Origin of the sequence: Bacillus sp. LNXM65, from assembly GCF_002998575.1 — a bacterium.
Classification (GTDB): Bacteria; Bacillota; Bacilli; order Bacillales; family Bacillaceae; genus Bacillus.
Genome location: NZ_PVRB01000010.1, coordinates 1 through 18,983 on the forward strand (window position 1 = coordinate 1; position 18,983 = coordinate 18,983).

The following is an 18,983-nucleotide window of genomic DNA, read 5'->3' on the forward strand; positions in this document are numbered from 1 at the left end:
ATCAGGTTGATAGGTCTGAGGTGGAAGCGTGGTGACACGTGGAGCTGACAGATACTAATAGATCGAGGACTTAACCTATATTCTAATGTGAAGCATGAACATTGTTATCTAGTTTTGAGAGAACATTCTCTCCATCAGGTTTGGTGGCGATAGCGAAGAGGTCACACCCGTTCCCATACCGAACACGGAAGTTAAGCTCTTCAGCGCCGATGGTAGTTGGGGGTTTCCCCCTGTGAGAGTAGGACGCCGCCAAGCTTTTCTAAGGATCAGTTCCATACGGAACTGGTCTTTTTTGTGTTTTTGAGAGGTTTGACACCATATAAATGTGGAAATAATATTCTTAGTTGAGCGATTATCTTGAAAAATCGATCGAAAAAATTTATAGTAAAGTTAAAGTCAAATATAGTCAAAGTCAATGGAGGAGGAGGCGGAGTGGCACAAAATATTTCTGATATCATCGAGCAGTATTTGAAGGAAGTCTTGGATCAGAATGGTCGAGAAATATTAGAAATTAAGCGCAATGAAATTGCAGATAAGTTTCAATGCGTACCTTCACAAATTAACTATGTTATCAATACACGCTTTACGAGCGAGAGAGGCTATATCGTTGAAAGTAAGCGTGGCGGCGGTGGCTATATCCGCATCATTAAAGTCAAAATGAATGATGAAGTCGACTTATTGAACAACATTATTTCCCAAATATATCATCGTTTATCACAGGCTGCCTCTGATCATATCATCATGCGTCTTGTAGAAAATAACATTTTATCTGAAAGAGAAGCTAAGATGATGATCAGTGTCATGGACCGTTCTGTTTTGCACATTGATTTACCTGAACGAGATGAATTGCGGGCTCGGATGATGAAAGCGATGTTAAATGCTTTGAAATTAAAGTAAAGCGGGTGAAAAGATTGATTTGTCAAGAATGCAATGAGAGACCAGCCACTTTTCACTTTACGAAAGTTATAAATGGAGAAAAACAAGAAATGCACATATGTGAACAATGTGCAAAAGAAAACAGTGATTCATATGCTATGAGTGGAAACCAGGGTTTCTCGATTCACAACTTATTATCAGGCTTATTGAATATTGATCCTAGCTTCACCACAAGTGCTAATAAGGGATCATCCATTTTTCAAGAAGCGAGAGAAGTGGATCAATGTCCTAAGTGTGGCTTAACCTTTCAACAATTCAGAAAAACAGGCCGTTTTGGCTGTGCAGAATGCTATCGTTCATTTGATCAGTATCTGAACCCTGTTTTACGGAAAGTCCATAGTGGAAATACAGTCCATAATGGAAAAGTGCCTAAACGGATTGCCGGCAGTCTTCATGTCCGCCGGAAACTTGAGATGATGCAGCAAGAGCTGAAACAGTTAATTGAACAAGAAGAGTTCGAAAAGGCAGCGGAAGTTCGAGATCAAATTCGTGCATTAGAGCATGAACAATCTCAGCAGAGGGAGGGAGATTAACAACATGTCGCTCCAGCATTTTATTCAAGACGCTTTAAGTCAATGGATGAAACAAAAAGGACCAGAAAGTGACATTGTTCTAAGCAGTCGAATCCGGCTAGCACGCAACCTAGAGCATGTTCGTTTCCCAACTCAGTTTTCTCAAGAAGAGGCTGAAGCTGTCCTCCAGCAATTCGAGCAAAAGTTTGCTAGCCAGGAAGTGAAGGACATCGGAAACTTTGTTCTGATTCGTATGAATGAAACGCAGCCTTTAGCAAAGAGAGTACTTGTTGAAAAGCATTTGATCAGCCCAAACTTAGCAGAATCAAGATTTGGCGGTTGTTTGCTTTCTGAAAATGAGGAAATCAGTGTGATGCTGAATGAAGAAGACCATATTCGAATCCAATGCTTATTCCCAGGTTTCCAACTAGCCAATGCATTAAAAGCGGCTAATCAGATAGATGACTGGATTGAAGAGCAAGTGGATTATGCGTTTTCTGAAAAGCGGGGATACTTAACAAGCTGTCCAACTAATGTAGGTACAGGTATTAGGGCATCGGTCATGATGCATTTACCAGCTTTAGCCCTCACAAGACAAATGAATCGGATTATTCCGGCCATTAATCAATTAGGTCTTGTAGTCAGAGGAATTTATGGTGAAGGTAGCGAAGCAATAGGGAACATCTTTCAAATTTCAAATCAAATGACACTTGGTCAATCAGAAGAAGATATTGTAGACGACTTAAATAGTGTGACCGCTCAGCTCATTGAACAAGAGCGATCTGCACGAAAGGCGTTATATCAAACATCTCAAATTGAACTTGAGGACAGAGTGTACCGTTCCTTAGGGATATTGTCCAATTGTCGTATGATTGAATCAAAGGAAACAGCAAAGTGTTTGTCAGATGTGCGGCTTGGAATTGATTTAGGTATCATTAAGGGGCTTTCAAGTAATATACTGAATGAACTCATGATTTTGACTCAGCCAGGCTTTCTTCAACAGTACTCAGGAGGAGCTTTGGAGCCAAATGAACGAGATATAAAACGAGCAGCGATTATTAGAGAAAGGCTGCGTTTAGAAATGCATAGGAATGGACAGGAGGATGAAACGATATGATGTTTGGAAGATTCACTGAAAGAGCTCAAAAGGTATTAGCACTTGCACAAGAAGAAGCCATTCGCCTAGGCCATAAGAACATTGGTACTGAGCACATTTTACTTGGTCTAGTACGTGAGGGTGAGGGCATCGCCGCAAAAGCGTTAGAAGCACTGGGCCTTGTTTCAGATAAAATCCAAAAAGAAGTCGAAAGCTTGATTGGAAGAGGGCAAGAGGTGTCTCAAGCTATTCCTCATTATACGCCTAGAGCGAAGAAGGTCACTGAGCTTTCAATGGATGAAGCAAGAAAGCTAGGTCATTCCTATGTAGGGACAGAACATATTCTATTAGGTCTTATTCGCGAGGGAGAGGGTGTAGCTGCCCGCGTTTTAAATAACCTCGGAGTGAGCTTAAATAAAGCACGTCAGCAAGTTCTGCAGCTGCTTGGCAGCAATGAAACAGGTGCATCTGCCGCTGGCTCTAACAGCAATGCAAATACACCAACATTAGATAGCTTGGCAAGGGATTTAACAGCTATTGCGAAAGAAGACAGTTTGGACCCTGTCATTGGACGAAGCAAAGAAATTCAGCGTGTCATTGAGGTCCTAAGCAGAAGAACAAAAAATAACCCTGTGCTGATTGGTGAGCCTGGTGTTGGTAAAACAGCCATCGCTGAAGGTCTTGCGCAGCAAATTATTCATAATGAAGTGCCTGAAATCCTGCGCGATAAACGAGTGATGACACTTGATATGGGAACCGTTGTAGCGGGAACGAAATATCGTGGTGAATTTGAGGATCGTTTGAAAAAAGTCATGGACGAAATTCGTCAGGCAGGAAATATCATTCTCTTCATTGATGAGCTTCATACACTCATTGGTGCTGGTGGAGCAGAGGGTGCGATTGACGCATCTAATATTCTCAAACCATCCTTAGCACGTGGAGAGCTTCAATGTATCGGGGCGACAACGTTAGATGAGTACCGTAAATATATTGAAAAGGATGCTGCGCTTGAACGACGTTTCCAGCCAATTCAAGTGGATCAGCCATCTGTTGATGAAAGTATTCAAATCTTAAGAGGACTTAGAGATCGTTATGAGGCACATCACCGTGTGTCCATTACGGATGAAGCGATTGAGGCGGCGGTGAAGCTGTCTGACCGTTATATTTCTGATCGTTTCCTTCCAGATAAGGCGATTGATTTAATTGATGAGGCAGGTTCGAAAGTCCGCTTACGTTCTTTCACAACACCGCCTAACCTAAAAGAACTAGAGCAAAAGCTCGATGAAGTACGCAAGGAAAAGGATGCTGCTGTTCAAAGTCAGGAATTTGAAAAAGCAGCTTCTCTTCGCGATACGGAACAGCGTTTGCGTGAAAAAGTAGAAGTCACAAAGAAATCTTGGAAAGAAAAGCAAGGACAGGAGAATTCAGAGGTATCAGTGGATGATATCGCAATGGTTGTCTCTAGCTGGACGGGAGTGCCTGTTTCAAAAATTGCACAAACAGAAACAGATAAGCTTCTCAATATGGAACAATTGCTCCATTCTCGTGTGATCGGGCAGGATGAAGCGGTTGTCGCTGTAGCAAAAGCTGTGAGACGTGCGCGTGCTGGCCTAAAAGATCCAAAACGTCCAATCGGCTCCTTTATCTTCTTAGGCCCAACAGGGGTTGGTAAAACGGAGCTTGCAAGAGCACTCGCAGAGTCTATTTTCGGTGATGAAGAAGCGATGATCCGTATTGATATGTCTGAATACATGGAAAAACACTCTACATCTAGACTTGTTGGGTCACCTCCAGGCTATGTTGGCTATGAAGAAGGCGGTCAACTGACTGAAAAAGTGAGAAGAAAACCTTATTCTGTTGTGCTTTTAGACGAGATTGAAAAGGCACATCCAGATGTATTCAACATTTTGCTACAAGTGTTAGAAGATGGCCGTCTGACTGATTCTAAAGGGCGTACCGTTGACTTTAGAAATACGATTTTGATCATGACATCCAACGTTGGAGCTAGTGAATTGAAGCGAAATAAATATGTTGGCTTTAATGTGCAGGATGAAGGACAAAATTACAAGGATATGAAAGGCAAAGTGATGGGCGAGTTGAAGCGTGCATTTAGACCAGAATTCATCAACCGTATTGATGAAATCATTGTCTTCCATTCACTTGAAAAGAAACATCTAAAAGAGATCGTGTCTCTCATGTCTGATCAATTGACGAAACGATTAAAAGAACAAGACCTTTCAATCGAATTGACGGAAGCAGCAAAAGCGAAGATTGCCGACGAAGGTGTAGATCTTGAGTACGGTGCGCGCCCGTTAAGAAGAGCGATTCAAAAGCATGTGGAGGATCGACTTTCTGAGGAGCTTCTGAAGGGTAATATTGAAAAAGGTCAACATATCGTATTAGATGTGGAAGATGGAGAAATTGTCGTAAAAACGACGGCTGCTACGAACTAATATAGTAAGAAAAAAGTGTGAGGCATACCAGTAAAGTGTATGCCTCCCTTTACTTATTTTCTGATCAGTATAAGGAGTTGTATTCTTCAATCTATGGCTAAGACAAAATCAAAATTTATATGCCAATCGTGCGGTTATGAGTCAGCCAAATGGATGGGGAAATGTCCAGGCTGCGGCACGTGGAACAGTATGACAGAAGAGGTCGTTCGCAAAGAGCCGGCAAACCGTCGAAGCGCTTTTAATCATTCTGTTCAAACCATTCAAAAACCTTCACCTATATCTGCAATTGAAACATCAGATGAACCCCGAATCAAAACGAATTTAGAAGAATTTAACCGAGTATTAGGAAGTGGAATTGTCAAAGGCTCTCTTGTTCTCATTGGCGGAGATCCTGGGATTGGGAAGTCCACATTATTATTACAAGTATCAGCACAGCTCTCAGACAAAAATCAGAATGTATTATACATATCTGGTGAGGAGTCCATTAAACAAACGAAGCTAAGAGCGGACCGCCTCGGCATAAAAAGCACCTCTTTACATGTTTTGGCTGAAACCGATATGGAGTATATAACGTCTGCTATACAAGAGATGAAACCCGCTTTTGTCGTGGTGGATTCGATTCAAACCGTTTATCAAAGCGATATTACGTCAGCTCCTGGGTCTGTATCTCAAGTGAGAGAATGTACAGCACAGCTGATGAAAATTGCCAAGACAAATGGTATTCCAATATTTATCGTTGGTCACGTGACCAAAGAAGGCTCGATCGCAGGTCCACGCCTTTTAGAGCATATGGTGGACACGGTTCTTTATTTTGAAGGCGAGCGTCATCATACGTTTCGTATCTTACGTGCGGTGAAAAACCGATTTGGCTCGACGAATGAACTAGGGATTTTTGAAATGAGAGAGGAAGGACTCACGGAAGTATTAAACCCATCCGAAATTTTCTTAGAAGAACGTTCGGCAGGTGTATCTGGATCGTGTGTTGTTGCCTCAATGGAAGGAACAAGACCTGTTCTTGTCGAGATACAAGCATTAATTTCACCGACAAGCTTTGGAAATCCACGGAGAATGGCTACAGGCCTTGATCATAATCGTGTGTCATTGCTCATGGCGGTTTTAGAAAAACGTGTCGGACTGCTGCTACAAAACCAAGATGCGTATTTAAAGGTCGCAGGCGGTGTGAAGCTTGACGAACCGGCGATTGACTTGGCCATTGCCGTCAGTATTGCTTCAAGCTTTAAAGACGCAGCGCCGCATCAAGCGGATTGCTTTATAGGAGAGGTCGGTCTGACGGGAGAAGTCAGAAGAGTATCAAGAATTGAACAGCGTGTGCAGGAAGCTGCGAAACTAGGATTTAAGCGAATGTTTATTCCTCAGGCGAATATAGATGGATGGAAAAAGCCGAGAGGGATTGAGTTAGTCGGTGTAGAAAATGTAGCGGAGGCACTTCGAATTTCACTAGGGGGATCATAGAAATGGAAAAAGAGAAAAAAGGAGCGAGAGAACTCGATCTCTTAGATATCGTACAGTTTGTGGCACCAGGGACACCTCTTCGGGCTGGGATCGAAAATGTCCTGAGGGCCAATACTGGCGGGCTCATTGTTGTTGGTTATAACGACAAAGTCAAGAGTGTTGTAGATGGAGGGTTTCATATTAACTCTGCCTTCTCCCCAGCACACTTATATGAATTGGCTAAGATGGATGGAGCCATTATTTTAAGCGATTCTGGTCAAAAGATCTTGTATGCGAATACACAGCTGATGCCAGATGCAACCATCCATTCATCGGAAACGGGCATGAGGCACCGTACTGCTGAACGTGTAGCGAAGCAGACAGGCTGCTTAATCATTGCGATTTCTGAACGGAGGAACGTCATTACCTTATACCAAGGGAATCGTCGTTATACGCTGAAAGATATTGGCTTTATTTTAACGAAGGCCAACCAAGCCATACAAACACTTGAGAAATATAAAACCATTTTAGATCACGCTATTTCTGCGCTAAGCGCCCTAGAATTTGAAGAGCTTGTGACCTTTGGTGATGTATTATCCGTGCTGCATCGTTACGAGATGGTGCTTAGAATCAAAAATGAAATCAATATGTATATCAAAGAGCTCGGAACAGAAGGACATTTGATCCGTCTGCAAGTCAATGAACTGATTACAGATATGGAGCAGGAAGCGGCTTTATTTATTAAAGATTACGTGAAAGAAAAGATTAAAGATCCATATGTTCTGCTTAAACAGCTCCAAGATATGTCTAGCTTTGAGCTTTTAGATGACTCCATTCTGTACAAGTTACTTGGCTATCCAGCTTCTACAAATATTGACGAATATGTGTACACAAGAGGCTACAGATTGCTTCACAAAATCCCTAGACTGCCTATGCCAATCGTCGAAAACGTGGTTGAAGCGTTCGGTGTGTTAGATCGAATTATGGAAGCGGATGTACAAGATTTGGATGAAGTAGAAGGAATTGGAGAAGTAAGAGCGAAAAAGATAAAAAAAGGATTAAAAAGACTGCAAGAAAAACATTATATCGACCGCCAGCTATAAGGAGAGAAATTTTTCTTAAACACGGTTAAAAATGGATGAATATGGGTATATTAATGATGCTTTTGTTTTCTGTTGATTATGATAGGAAACTTAAACATATATCAATGTCAGGTGAGGGTGGATTGACAGATGAAAAATAAAGGAGGTGAAGGTATGTTAAAAAGAATCGTTCAGGCGTTTTTTATCATTTTTGGTGCAGTTGTAGGGATTTTTATCATTCCAGAGTTATTTCTGCTGTTAAATGTAAAGGACATACCTTTCATAACAAATGCTTACTCTTCAGCACTAATAGGAGCCGCTGTGTTCTTTATCATCGGCAAATGGTGCACAGGCTATGTGGTTAATTGGGTGAAATGGATCGAGGATTCTCTATTAAAGGCGCCTCTTCCTGATCTTATATCTGGAAGTTTCGGATTAGTATTTGGACTTATTCTAGCATATCTTATTGTAAACGTGATCCCGCTAAACAATATCCCATATCATATTTTTGGTACCATTATTCCGATTTTCCTGGCTTTCTTTTTAGGATACCTTGGATTTCAGGTAGGGTTTAAGAAGAAGGATGAAATGATGGGGCTGTTCTCCCGATCTGCAAAGGTCACCAAGAAAAAAGGAGCAGCTGATGATGAACCTGAAATAGAAGATAAAAAGCTGAAAATTTTAGACACAAGTGTTATCATTGATGGAAGAATCGCAGATATTTGTCAAACTGGATTCTTAGAAGGTGTCATGGTCATTCCTCAATTTGTGCTCGAGGAATTACAGCATATTGCAGACTCTTCTGATGTATTAAAGAGAAATAGAGGCCGAAGAGGTCTTGATATTTTAAATCGTATTCAAAAAGAATTAGATATCAAAGTTGAAATTTACGAAGGTGACTTTGAAGACATTCAAGAGGTTGATAGCAAGCTTGTGAAGCTCGCTAAATTAACTTCAGGTGTTGTTGTGACAAATGATTTTAATTTAAATAAAGTATGCGAACTTCAAAAAGTAGCAGTGTTAAACATCAATGATCTAGCCAATGCGGTGAAACCGGTTGTGCTACCTGGGGAAGAAATGAAGGTACAGGTCATTAAAGATGGGAAAGAGCATAACCAAGGTGTTGCTTACTTAGATGACGGTACGATGATTGTGGTCGAAGAAGGACGCAATTACATTGGAAAAGACATCGATGTGCTCGTCACAAGTGTGCTGCAGACTGCTGCTGGAAGAATGATTTTTGCGAAGCCAAAACTTCTGGAGAAGGCGCTCTAAAGGGAGAACGAACATGTATTATGAAGTAGTTATTCCGGCTGCGGGGCAGGGGAAACGAATGAAGGCCGGCCGCAATAAGCTTTTTATTGAGCTGAAAAGAATGCCGGTCATTATTCATACACTAAAGGTGTTTGACGCTCATTCGCAATGCAAACGCATGATCCTAGCGATCAATGAAGAGGAGCGTCAAGACTTTGAAAGGCTACTCAAGGTACACGCTTTTCAAACGCCTGTTTCACTTGTCACTGGCGGTGAAGAACGTCAGCAAAGTGTATACGAAGGATTAAAGGCTGTGAAAGATGCAGACATCGTGCTTGTTCATGATGGGGCAAGGCCTTTTATTAAGCATACACAGATTGACTTGCTCGTTAAAGCAGCGATTGAAAAAGGCTCCGCAGTTGTAGCGGTACCAGTGAAAGACACAATCAAGCGCGTTCAAGAAGGCAAAGTGGAACAAACCATTGAACGTCAGAGCTTGTGGGCAGTCCAGACCCCACAAGCTTTTCGTCATTCTATTTTAAAAGAGGCGCATGAATATGCGGAGCGGACCGGCTTTCTTGGAACAGACGACGCCAGTCTTGTGGAACAATTACATGGTGAAAACGTGTATATTGTCCAAGGAGATTACACCAATATTAAGCTGACGACACCGGATGATTTATTGGTTGCCAAGGCAATTATGGATGCGGAAAGAGGGTAATAGATCATGTTGAGAATAGGACAAGGCTTTGATGTACATCAATTAACAGAGGGAAGACCTTTGATTATCGGCGGGGTCACCATCCCATATGAAAAGGGGCTGCTTGGGCATTCAGACGCTGATGTACTGCTTCACACAGTGGCAGATGCCTGCCTAGGTGCGATTGCTGAAGGAGATATCGGCAGACATTTCCCAGACACAGATCCTGAGTTTAAGGATGCGGATTCTTTTAAATTACTGCAGCATGTGTGGGCACTAGTAAAGGAAAAAGGCTACACACTTGTGAATATTGATTGCACCATCATGGCGCAAAAGCCCAAAATGGCACCTTACATTCAACCAATGTGTGAGAAGATTGCAGAAGCGCTTGAGGCAGATGTCACACAGGTGAATGTGAAAGCAACAACGACAGAGAAACTTGGATTTACAGGAAGAGGCGAAGGAATTGCCTCTCAGGCAACAGTGCTTCTTCAGAAAAAGTGAAATCCATTTTGATGAGAATGGGATTTGATGATAAAATACGTTTATAAAAAATTGGTGTCAGACAACATGATGCAGATGAAAGGAAGTTAAACTCATGGGAAATGAAGTGCGTGTTCGTTATGCACCGAGTCCAACTGGTCATTTACATATTGGGAATGCTAGAACGGCTCTTTTCAACTATTTGTTCGCACGCAGTCAAGGCGGCAAATTTATTATTCGAATCGAAGATACGGATCAAAAGCGTAATGTAGAAGGCGGAGAAGAAAGCCAGCTTCGCCACCTGCAATGGCTCGGTATTGATTGGGATGAGAGCATTGATAAAGATGGCGGCTATGGTCCTTACAGACAATCAGAGCGTAATGAGATTTACAAAAAATATTATGATGAGCTGCTAGAGAAAGACTTGGCGTATAAGTGCTATTGTACGGCTGAAGAGCTAGAGGAAGAGCGTGAAGCACAAATCGCCCGCAGTGAAATGCCTCGATATTCTGGTAAATGCAGCCATTTATCAAAAGAAGAAGAGGACAAGCTGATCGCTGAAGGAAGAGAGCCAAGTATCCGCTTCCGAGTGCCAAAAGGAGAAATCATCAAATTTGACGACATGGTCAAAGGCGATATTTCATTTGAGACAGACGGCATCGGTGATTTTGTCATTGTGAAGAAAGACGGCACGCCAACTTATAACTTCGCTGTAGCAGTGGATGATCATTTGATGAAAATGACTCACATTCTCCGCGGAGAGGATCACATTTCGAATACGCCTAAACAAATCATGATCTTCAACGCATTTGGCTGGGATGTTCCGCTATTCGGACATATGACGCTGATTGTGAACGAGAACCGCAAAAAATTAAGTAAGCGTGATGAATCCATTATTCAATTCATCGAGCAATATAAAAACTTGGGCTATTTACCAGAAGCCCTGTTCAACTTCATTGCACTACTTGGATGGTCTCCGGTGGGCGAAGAAGAACTGTTTACAAAAGAGCAATTCATCGACATTTTCGATGTAAACCGACTTTCTAAGTCACCAGCTCTATTCGATATGCATAAACTAAAATGGGTAAATAACCAATACGTGAAGGCACTTGATCTTGATCAGGTTGTTGCGTTAACACTTCCGCATCTTCAAAAGGCAGGCAAGGTAAGCGAGCAGCTGACAGAAGAAGAAAACACGTGGGTGCGCAAGCTTATTTCTCTGTATCACGAACAATTAAGCTATGGAGCAGAAATTGTTGAGTTAACAGAGTTGTTCTTTAAGGAGCAAATTGAGTATAATCAAGAGGCAAAGGAAGTTTTAGCAGAGGAGCAAGTACCAGAAGTCATGGCATCTTTTGCTGGTCAGCTTGAACGGCTTGAGTCTTTCACACCTGATGAAATCAAGGCTGCTATTAAAGCGGTACAAAAAGAAACAGGGCATAAAGGCAAGAAACTATTCATGCCAATTCGTGTGGCTGTCACAGGACAAACGCATGGCCCAGAACTTCCGCAAAGTATTGAACTACTAGGTAAAGAAACGGTATTAAACCGCATTAAACAAATATAAGGAAATCGTTGCGAGGGAGAAGTACAATGTTTTCGTCCATCACAGAAAGAGTCTTCACCGGCTGAAAGAGACTTATGGGCAGACGTTGGAAATGCACCCTCAAGACCCTTGAGGAACACGTGTACGTTAGTATGCAAGGGCGGTACCCTCCGTTATGGGATTAAGTTGAGAAGGCTGCAAAATGAGGGCTTTCTAAACAGAGTGGAACCGCGTTTTCAAAACGTCTCTGTCATTTGGCAGAGGCGTTTTTTATTTGTCCAAAAAAGAGAGCAAGTCCTAAGAGAGATTGATGGGGAAGAACGGGGGGAGCATGTGTTTTTCAAAATGCTGAAAGAAGATATTGATACTGTGTTTGATCAAGATCCTGCTGCTAGAAGCTATATTGAAGTAGTGCTAACCTATTCAGGGCTTCATGCGATTTGGGCTCATCGTATCGCGCACGCATTTTATAAGCGTAAGCTGTACTTTCTTGCGCGGATCATTTCTCAGGTCAGCCGGTTTTTCACAGGGGTGGAAATTCACCCTGCGGCAACTATTGGCAGGCGCTTCTTCATTGACCACGGCATGGGAGTGGTGATTGGGGAAACATGTGAAATTGGAGACAACGTCACTGTTTTCCAAGGCGTGACACTAGGGGGAACAGGGAAAGAAAAGGGAAAGCGGCACCCGACCATTTTAGACGATGCCCTCATTGCGACAGGTGCAAAGGTGCTTGGTTCCATTACAGTCGGAAAAGGGGCCAAGATTGGTGCGGGGTCAGTCGTGTTAAAGGACGTACCAGACCATTCCACCGTTGTCGGTATACCTGGGCGAGTCGTCGTTCAAAATGGAAAGAAAATCAATCGTGATCTCAATCATCAAGATTTGCCAGATCCAATTTCCGATCGTTTCAAAGAATTGGAACGAGAAATGGAAAAGCTAAAAGGTGAGCTGGCTTCATTGAGCAGAAAGGAAGAACAATCATGACAATCAATATTTATAATACATTGACACGTAAGAAAGAAGAATTTGTCCCGCTTGAACCAGGAAAGGTCAAGATGTATGTGTGCGGACCAACCGTTTATAACTACATTCATATCGGGAATGCCAGACCTGCTATTGTTTATGACACTGTACGTAAGTATTTAGAATACAGCGGCTATGATGTGAACTTTGTATCAAACTTTACAGATGTGGATGATAAACTCATCAAAGCAGCCAATGAACTCGGAGAAGATGTTCCGACGATTGCTGACCGCTTTATCCAAGCCTACTTTGAAGACGTCAGTGCACTAGGCTGCAAAAAAGCTGACCTTCACCCGCGAGTGACGGAAAATATGGATGATATCATTGCATTTATTGCGACATTGATTGAAAAAGGCTACGCCTATGAAGCGGATGGCGACGTGTATTACAGCACACGCTCATTTGAAGGCTACGGAAAGCTTTCTCACCAGTCGATTGATGAACTGAAGACAGGTGCTCGTATTCGTGTAGGTGAGAAGAAACGAGATGCACTGGACTTTGCTTTATGGAAGGCTGCAAAGGATCAAGAAATATCATGGGATAGCCCGTGGGGCGAAGGACGCCCAGGCTGGCACATCGAATGCTCGGCCATGGTTAAAAAATATTTAGGTGATACGATCGACATTCATGCTGGCGGACAGGATTTAACCTTCCCTCACCATGAAAATGAAATCGCTCAATCCGAGGCTTTGACAGGGAAACCTTTTGCGAAGTATTGGATGCATAACGGATATATTAATATTGAGAATGAAAAAATGTCAAAATCACTTGGCAACTTTGTGCTCGTGCATGACATTGTGAAAGAACAAGATCCTGATGTGCTACGCTTCTTTATGTTGTCGGTTCACTACCGTCATCCAATTAACTACTCAATGGATTTACTAGAGAGTACAAAGAGTGCGTTTAACCGACTCAAAACGTCGTATGCTAATTTACATCATCGCCTTGAGAGCAGCACGAATATCACAGAAGACAATGCTGAATGGCTGGCGAAGATTGAAGAGCAGCGTGCGACATTTATTTCTGAAATGAATGATGACTTTAATACGGCAAATGCAATTTCTGTTTTATTCGAACTTGCGAAACAGGCGAATTATTATATGGAAAATGATCATACTTCGGAGGAAGTGATCAAGGCATTTATCGGCTTATTCCAAGAAATCACGTCTGTTCTTGGCTTCTCATTAGAAGAAAAGCACACGCTTGACGAAGAAGTAGAAGCGTTAATTGAAAAACGCAATGAGGCTAGAAGAAATCGTGACTTTGCGCTATCTGATCAAATTCGTGACCAGTTAAAGAGCATGAATATTGTATTGGAGGATACTCCTCAAGGTACTCGCTGGAAAAGAGGAGAATAGGTCATGTTGAATTTTGAAAAGCTGAAAGACGGTAAACAGTTGAACGGACTTGCGCTTGCTTATATGGGTGATGCCATTTTTGAAGTCTATGTGAGGCATCACCTCCTCCAAACGGGGGCGACAAAACCAAATGAGCTGCACAAACGAGCAAGCAAGATTGTTTCAGCTAAATCTCAGGCAGCTATTTTATTTACGCTTCAGCAGCAAGGCTTTTTCACTGAAGCAGAAGAAGCAGTGCTGAAAAGAGGAAGAAATGCAAAATCAGGCACAGTGCCTAAAAACACAGACGTTCAAACGTATCGTTATAGTACGGCGCTTGAAGCGCTCATGGGTTATTTATTTATTGAAAAGCAGGACGAACGCTTAGAAGAGCTGATTAGTCAGGCGATTGAAATCGGAACGTCAGGGAGGAAGACAAATGAGTCAGCAACATGATTATGTGATTGGGAAAAATGCAGTGATTGAAACACTGAAGTCAGATCGGGAGTTATACAAGCTCTGGATGGCAGAAAACACTGTAAAAGGACAAGCCCAGCAGGTCATTGAACTCGCTAAAAAACAAAATATCACCATTCAGTATGTTCCGAGGAAAAAGCTTGATCAAATGGTAACAGGTCAGCACCAGGGAATCGTTGCACAAGTAGCAGCATATGAATATGCGGAATTGGACGACCTGTATCAAATCGCCGAAAAGCGGAATGAACAGCCGTTTTTTCTTATTTTAGATGAAATTGAAGATCCTCATAATTTAGGATCCATTATGCGTACAGCAGATGCTGTAGGTGCACACGGGATTGTCATTCCGAAAAGGAGAGCGGTCGGCTTAACGACAACCGTTGCCAAAGCATCTACTGGGGCAATTGAACATATTCCTGTTGCCAAGGTCACCAATCTTTCAAGAGCTCTTGATGAGATGAAAGAAAGAGGAATCTGGGTCGCGGGAACAGATGCGTCTGCCAAACAGGATTATAGACAATTTGATGGCACGATGCCGCTTGCTCTTGTGATTGGCAGTGAAGGAAAAGGGATTGGCCGATTGATCAAGGAAAAGTGTGATTTTCTGATTAAGTTGCCTATGGCCGGGAAGGTCACTTCGTTAAACGCATCAGTTGCCGCTAGTCTATTGATGTATGAAGTGTATCGAAAACGTTATCCGTTAGGAGAATAGAGATGGAGATCCTCTTAGTCGATGGATACAACATGATAGGTGCATGGCCTCGGCTGCAGCACTTAAAGGAAAACAGCTTTGAAGAAGCCAGAGACGTGCTGATTCAAAATTTAGCAGAATATCAAGCATACACAGGGTATCGAGTCATTGTCGTATTCGATGCCCATATGGTCAAAGGGATCGAAAAAAAGCGGATCAACCACCGAGTAGAGGTCATCTTTACGAGAGAGAATGAAACAGCTGATGAGCGGATTGAAAAGCTGGCCCAGGATTTGAATAATGTTCGGACGCAAATTCATGTGGCGACCTCAGACTTCACAGAACAATGGGCAATTTTTGGACAAGGAGCTCTTCGGAAGTCGGCTCGAGAGCTTTTGAGAGAGATTGAAGTGATCGAACGAAAGATAGAGACGAGAGTCAAAAAGATTACTTCTGATAAACCAGTATCCAAGATTGAATTGTCAGAAGATGTATTGAAAACGTTTGAAAAATGGCGGCGTGGGAATCTGGAATAGCTTGACGATATTTCAACCATTAATGTATAATATTTCTATCTAGGTGCGGTCGGGGGGATCGAAGTGAATCTAAACAACAGCAAGGATAAATCCATCAGAGAGCAATTTTGCCAGTTGGAAGATGAACAAGTCATTGAAAGGGTTCATGTCGGAGATAGTGATGCGCTAGATTACTTAATAACGAAATACCGCAATTTTGTACGTGCAAAAGCAAGATCTTATTTCTTGATTGGAGCGGATCGAGAGGACATTGTCCAAGAGGGGATGATCGGACTTTATAAGTCTATCCGCGATTTCAGAGAGGACAAGCTTACTTCATTTAAGGCTTTTGCAGAATTATGTATTACCCGCCAAATTATCACCGCAATTAAAACAGCTACTCGCCAAAAACATATCCCGTTAAATTCCTATGTATCATTAGACAAGCCAATATATGATGAAGAATCAGACAGAACATTGTTGGACGTCATTTCCGGTGCTAAAGCGCTTAACCCAGAAGATTTAATCATTAGCAAAGAAGAATTTGATGATATTGAAATGAAAATGGGGGAACTACTAAGTGAGCTGGAAAGAAAGGTACTTGTGCTTTACCTTGATGGCAGATCCTATCAAGAGATTTCTGAAGATTTAAACCGTCATGTGAAATCAATTGATAACGCACTCCAAAGAGTAAAGAGAAAATTAGAGAAATATTTAGAGCTTCGCGAGATTAGTCTCTAATCAAACCTATATTGACAGCTTTTTCGACACTGTGATAAGGTACTAAGGAAATGATGTCGAGAAAATAGGTGTAAATATGAGGAAAAAGATTACTCTAGCCTGTAAAGACTGCGGAAGCCGCAATTATACGACAATGAAAAGTGATGCTTCAGCAGCTGAAAGATTAGAAGTTAAGAAATATTGCAAGACTTGTAATTCACATAAAACACATTTAGAAACGAAGTAAGATTTGCGTTCTTTAATCTGTGGAGGTCTTTTACATGCGTATTATCAGTTTCTTAAAAAGTGTCGGGAAAGAAATGAAAAAGGTCAGCTGGCCAAAGAAAAACGAAATGATTCGCTACACAATCACGGTTATTTTAACAGTCGTATTCTTTGCAATCTTTTTCTCTTTTCTTGATATAGGAATCTCACAATTAATCGAATTAATTCATTAATACTTGAATAATGGTCTGCTGAACGTGCTATAATAGATCATAATATGACTTGCCAAAAAACCCGTTTTACGGGTTTTTTCAATTGCTTGAAAATATTTACCGGTACTCGAGATTCGTCAAATAGACATTACGAAATGTGGGGAGGGAAGGACTGAATAGTCCTGAACGAAATGGAAAAGAATTGGTATGTTGTGCATACGTACTCTGGCTATGAAAACAAAGTAAAAGCAAACTTGGAAAAGCGTGTTGAATCAATGGGCATGCAGGATAAAATCTTCCGCGTTGTCGTACCAGAAGAAGAAGAAACAGATATTAAAAATGGTAAGAAAAAAGTCGTCAAAAAGAAAGTATTCCCTGGCTATGTCCTAGTGGAAATCGTGATGACTGACGACTCTTGGTATGTTGTTCGTAATACACCAGGTGTCACAGGATTCGTTGGATCAGCTGGATCAGGCTCAAAGCCGACAGCGCTGCTGCCAGGCGAAGCCGAAACCATTCTGAAGAGAATGGGTCTTGAAGAACGCAAAACAGAAATCGACTTTGAATTGAAAGAAACAGTCAAGGTAATCGACGGACCATTTGCTAACTTCACAGGCTCTATCGAAGAGATTGATTACGATAAAAGCAAAGTCAAAGTATTCGTTAATATGTTTGGTAGAGAAACACCCGTGGAACTTGAGTTCACGCAGATCGATAAATTGTAATTCAAAAGAGCTTGAAATGAGTGTATAGAAGTGGTAATATAGCAAAGGTACGTCTTGAGTTCGCTCAAGATCGCTAGCTAGTTATTTCGTCATTCATATAAAGAATGAAGTTGTTGAGTGGGAGGGGGATTCCCCTATTACCACATCACGGACTTTAAGGAGGTGTGTCTCGTGGCTAAAAAAGTAGTTAAAGTTGTTAAATTGCAAATTCCTGCTGGAAAAGCTAACCCAGCTCCACCAGTTGGACCTGCACTAGGTCAAGCCGGTGTTAATATCATGGGATTCTGTAAGGAGTTTAATGCTCGTACAGCTGACCAAGCTGGTCTTATCATTCCTGTTGAAATTTCGGTTTTTGAAGACCGTTCATTTACATTTATTACCAAAACTCCACCTGCTGCAGTTTTACTTAAAAAAGCAGCTGGTATTGAGTCTGGTTCTGGTGAACCTAACCGTAATAAAGTGGCAACTGTTAAGCGTGATAAAGTACGCGAAATCGCGGAAACAAAAATGCCTGACTTAAACGCTGCTAGCGTTGAATCAGCTATGCGCATGGTTGAAGGTACTGCACGCAGTATGGGTATTGTCATCGAAGATTAATTTATTGTCTTGTTGGGTTGCGAGTTTGGTTTTGACAAGTTCGCAACCCTTATTCGTGGGAGGTTATTCCGCTAAAACCACATAAGGAGGATTTTTATAATGGCTAAAAAAGGTAAAAAGTATGTAGAAGCTGCTAAGCTGATCGAACGTACTAAAGCGTATGATGTAGCTGAAGCTGTTTCTCTTACAAAAAAAGCAAATACAGCGAAATTTGATGCGACTGTAGAAGTTGCTTTTCGTTTGGGCGTAGACCCTCGTAAAAACGATCAACAAATCCGCGGTGCAGTTGTACTTCCTAACGGAACTGGTAAAACTCAACGCGTTCTTGTGTTCGCTAAAGGCGAAAAAGCAAAAGAAGCAGAAGCTGCTGGAGCAGACTACGTTGGAGATTCTGATTACATCACTAAAATCCAACAAGGCTGGTTCGAATTCGATGTAATCGTTGCAACACCTGACATGATGGGTGAAGTTGGTAAGATCGGTCGTGTACTTGGACCAAAAGGTCTTATGCCAAACCCTAAAACAGGAACTGTTACATTCGAAGTAGAAAAAGCAATCAATGAAATCAAAGCTGGTAAAGTAGAATACCGCGTTGATAAAGCTGGTAACATCCACGCGCCAATCGGAAAGGTTTCTTTCGAGGACGAAAAGCTTGTTGAGAACTTTGCAACAATCTATGATACAATCCTTAAAGCAAAACCTGCAGCGGCTAAAGGTGTATACGTGAAAAACGTTTCTGTTACAACTACTATGGGCCCTGGCGTGAAAGTGGATCCATCTTCTTTCTCTGCAAAATAAATCTTGACTTATCACAATCGTTTTGATAATATCAAAATGTTGTAAAATAGAATATGTCCATTTATACCGTAGACAGCAGGGGCCTTATGGCTTAATTAACCCGCCGAGGTGTATATGTCACAGTCTTACGTTAACGTATGCTTGTA

Annotated in this window: 21 protein-coding genes, 1 rRNA gene and 2 other annotated features (1 of these 24 running past the window's edge); all 22 genes read left to right on the plus strand. The window is 41.8% G+C overall.

The annotated features are described in order from the left end of the window. Positions 1-139 precede the first annotated feature (139 nt). The 22 genes from rrf (at position 140) to rplA (ending at position 18,837) form a co-directional block, all read left to right on the plus strand. Positions 140-255, plus strand: a 5S ribosomal RNA gene (gene rrf, locus C6Y03_RS17465). A 177-nt stretch (positions 256-432) separates the two neighbouring features. Next, a complete protein-coding gene (locus tag C6Y03_RS17470; protein WP_003217184.1) occupies positions 433-897 on the plus strand; it encodes a CtsR family transcriptional regulator in 465 nt (154 codons plus the stop codon). A gap of 14 nt (positions 898-911) precedes the next feature. Continuing rightward, on the plus strand, positions 912-1,469 hold the full coding sequence (mcsA, locus tag C6Y03_RS17475; RefSeq protein ID WP_066031441.1) for a protein-arginine kinase activator protein McsA: 558 nt from the start codon (positions 912-914) through the stop codon (positions 1,467-1,469). Positions 1,470-1,473: 4 nt separating this feature from the next. Next, the gene (gene mcsB, locus C6Y03_RS17480; protein WP_034665652.1) at positions 1,474-2,565 is read left to right on the plus strand and encodes a protein-arginine kinase McsB; all 1,092 of its coding nucleotides are present in this window, start codon (positions 1,474-1,476) and stop codon (positions 2,563-2,565) included. After that, positions 2,562-4,997 (plus strand): ATP-dependent protease ATP-binding subunit ClpC, encoded by a 2,436-nt coding sequence (gene clpC / locus C6Y03_RS17485; RefSeq protein ID WP_034665649.1) that lies wholly within the window; start codon positions 2,562-2,564, stop codon positions 4,995-4,997. Before mcsB ends, clpC begins: the two co-directional genes overlap by 4 nt. Before the next feature lie 93 nt (positions 4,998-5,090). Then, positions 5,091-6,470: a DNA repair protein RadA gene (radA, locus tag C6Y03_RS17490; protein WP_034620767.1), complete on the plus strand. Its 1,380-nt coding sequence runs from the start codon at positions 5,091-5,093 to the stop codon at positions 6,468-6,470. 2 nt (positions 6,471-6,472) lie between these two features. Continuing rightward, positions 6,473-7,552: a DNA integrity scanning diadenylate cyclase DisA gene (gene disA / locus C6Y03_RS17495; protein WP_012008686.1), complete on the plus strand. Its 1,080-nt coding sequence runs from the start codon at positions 6,473-6,475 to the stop codon at positions 7,550-7,552. A 153-nt stretch (positions 7,553-7,705) separates the two neighbouring features. Beyond that, positions 7,706-8,806: a PIN/TRAM domain-containing protein gene (locus C6Y03_RS17500; protein WP_003217214.1), complete on the plus strand. Its 1,101-nt coding sequence runs from the start codon at positions 7,706-7,708 to the stop codon at positions 8,804-8,806. A gap of 13 nt (positions 8,807-8,819) precedes the next feature. After that, a complete protein-coding gene (gene ispD, locus C6Y03_RS17505; RefSeq protein ID WP_106039693.1) occupies positions 8,820-9,506 on the plus strand; it encodes a 2-C-methyl-D-erythritol 4-phosphate cytidylyltransferase in 687 nt (228 codons plus the stop codon). Between the two features lie 6 nt (positions 9,507-9,512). Continuing rightward, the gene (ispF, locus tag C6Y03_RS17510; protein WP_003216928.1) at positions 9,513-9,989 is read left to right on the plus strand and encodes a 2-C-methyl-D-erythritol 2,4-cyclodiphosphate synthase; all 477 of its coding nucleotides are present in this window, start codon (positions 9,513-9,515) and stop codon (positions 9,987-9,989) included. A 94-nt stretch (positions 9,990-10,083) separates the two neighbouring features. Next, entirely contained in the window at positions 10,084-11,535 is a 1,452-nt protein-coding gene (gene gltX / locus C6Y03_RS17515; protein ID WP_060595375.1) for a glutamate--tRNA ligase, read from the plus strand. Further along, positions 11,535-11,766, plus strand: a binding site (T-box leader). It overlaps the preceding gene by 1 nt. A gap of 81 nt (positions 11,767-11,847) precedes the next feature. Further along, positions 11,848-12,501, plus strand: coding sequence for a serine O-acetyltransferase (gene cysE / locus C6Y03_RS17520; RefSeq protein ID WP_012008691.1), 654 nt, complete (start codon positions 11,848-11,850; stop codon positions 12,499-12,501). After that, positions 12,498-13,898: a cysteine--tRNA ligase gene (gene cysS, locus C6Y03_RS17525; protein ID WP_060595376.1), complete on the plus strand. Its 1,401-nt coding sequence runs from the start codon at positions 12,498-12,500 to the stop codon at positions 13,896-13,898. Before cysE ends, cysS begins: the two co-directional genes overlap by 4 nt. 3 nt (positions 13,899-13,901) lie before the next feature. Next, entirely contained in the window at positions 13,902-14,333 is a 432-nt protein-coding gene (locus tag C6Y03_RS17530) for a Mini-ribonuclease 3 (protein ID WP_034665636.1), read from the plus strand. Next, on the plus strand, positions 14,317-15,066 hold the full coding sequence (gene rlmB, locus C6Y03_RS17535; RefSeq protein WP_034665632.1) for a 23S rRNA (guanosine(2251)-2'-O)-methyltransferase RlmB: 750 nt from the start codon (positions 14,317-14,319) through the stop codon (positions 15,064-15,066). Before C6Y03_RS17530 ends, rlmB begins: the two co-directional genes overlap by 17 nt. A 2-nt stretch (positions 15,067-15,068) precedes the next feature. Beyond that, positions 15,069-15,581, plus strand: coding sequence for a ribosome-dependent mRNA decay endonuclease Rae1/YacP (rae1, locus tag C6Y03_RS17540; protein ID WP_060595377.1), 513 nt, complete (start codon positions 15,069-15,071; stop codon positions 15,579-15,581). Positions 15,582-15,644: 63 nt separating this feature from the next. Beyond that, positions 15,645-16,301: an RNA polymerase sporulation sigma factor SigH gene (gene sigH / locus C6Y03_RS17545; RefSeq protein ID WP_003217132.1), complete on the plus strand. Its 657-nt coding sequence runs from the start codon at positions 15,645-15,647 to the stop codon at positions 16,299-16,301. 76 nt (positions 16,302-16,377) lie between these two features. Beyond that, positions 16,378-16,527 carry a 50S ribosomal protein L33 gene (gene rpmG, locus C6Y03_RS17550; RefSeq protein WP_012008694.1) on the plus strand — a complete coding sequence of 50 codons (150 nt, stop codon included), beginning with the start codon at positions 16,378-16,380 and terminating at the stop codon, positions 16,525-16,527. 34 nt (positions 16,528-16,561) lie between these two features. Beyond that, positions 16,562-16,738 (plus strand): preprotein translocase subunit SecE, encoded by a 177-nt coding sequence (gene secE / locus C6Y03_RS17555; protein ID WP_003216942.1) that lies wholly within the window; start codon positions 16,562-16,564, stop codon positions 16,736-16,738. Between the two features lie 170 nt (positions 16,739-16,908). Next, a complete protein-coding gene (nusG, locus tag C6Y03_RS17560) occupies positions 16,909-17,442 on the plus strand; it encodes a transcription termination/antitermination protein NusG (protein WP_003217197.1) in 534 nt (177 codons plus the stop codon). 171 nt (positions 17,443-17,613) lie between these two features. Continuing rightward, entirely contained in the window at positions 17,614-18,039 is a 426-nt protein-coding gene (gene rplK / locus C6Y03_RS17565) for a 50S ribosomal protein L11 (RefSeq protein ID WP_003216956.1), read from the plus strand. Between the two features lie 99 nt (positions 18,040-18,138). Next, entirely contained in the window at positions 18,139-18,837 is a 699-nt protein-coding gene (gene rplA, locus C6Y03_RS17570) for a 50S ribosomal protein L1 (RefSeq protein ID WP_034665623.1), read from the plus strand. 48 nt (positions 18,838-18,885) lie between these two features. Further along, positions 18,886-18,983: a sequence feature (ribosomal protein L10 leader region), on the plus strand; it runs 43 nt beyond the window's last position.

Coding starts and splice junctions, on each gene's coding strand:
- mcsB (WP_034665652.1), top strand. CDS start 1,474: ATGTCGCTCCAGCATTTTATTCAAGACGCTTTAAGTCAATGGATGAAA.
- clpC (WP_034665649.1), top strand. CDS start 2,562: ATGATGTTTGGAAGATTCACTGAAAGAGCTCAAAAGGTATTAGCACTT.
- radA (WP_034620767.1), top strand. CDS start 5,091: ATGGCTAAGACAAAATCAAAATTTATATGCCAATCGTGCGGTTATGAG.
- disA (WP_012008686.1), top strand. CDS start 6,473: ATGGAAAAAGAGAAAAAAGGAGCGAGAGAACTCGATCTCTTAGATATC.
- C6Y03_RS17500 (WP_003217214.1), top strand. CDS start 7,706: ATGTTAAAAAGAATCGTTCAGGCGTTTTTTATCATTTTTGGTGCAGTT.
- ispD (WP_106039693.1), top strand. CDS start 8,820: ATGTATTATGAAGTAGTTATTCCGGCTGCGGGGCAGGGGAAACGAATG.
- ispF (WP_003216928.1), top strand. CDS start 9,513: ATGTTGAGAATAGGACAAGGCTTTGATGTACATCAATTAACAGAGGGA.
- gltX (WP_060595375.1), top strand. CDS start 10,084: ATGGGAAATGAAGTGCGTGTTCGTTATGCACCGAGTCCAACTGGTCAT.
- cysS (WP_060595376.1), top strand. CDS start 12,498: ATGACAATCAATATTTATAATACATTGACACGTAAGAAAGAAGAATTT.
- C6Y03_RS17530 (WP_034665636.1), top strand. CDS start 13,902: ATGTTGAATTTTGAAAAGCTGAAAGACGGTAAACAGTTGAACGGACTT.
- rlmB (WP_034665632.1), top strand. CDS start 14,317: ATGAGTCAGCAACATGATTATGTGATTGGGAAAAATGCAGTGATTGAA.
- rae1 (WP_060595377.1), top strand. CDS start 15,069: ATGGAGATCCTCTTAGTCGATGGATACAACATGATAGGTGCATGGCCT.
- rpmG (WP_012008694.1), top strand. CDS start 16,378: ATGAGGAAAAAGATTACTCTAGCCTGTAAAGACTGCGGAAGCCGCAAT.
- secE (WP_003216942.1), top strand. CDS start 16,562: ATGCGTATTATCAGTTTCTTAAAAAGTGTCGGGAAAGAAATGAAAAAG.
- nusG (WP_003217197.1), top strand. CDS start 16,909: ATGGAAAAGAATTGGTATGTTGTGCATACGTACTCTGGCTATGAAAAC.
- rplA (WP_034665623.1), top strand. CDS start 18,139: ATGGCTAAAAAAGGTAAAAAGTATGTAGAAGCTGCTAAGCTGATCGAA.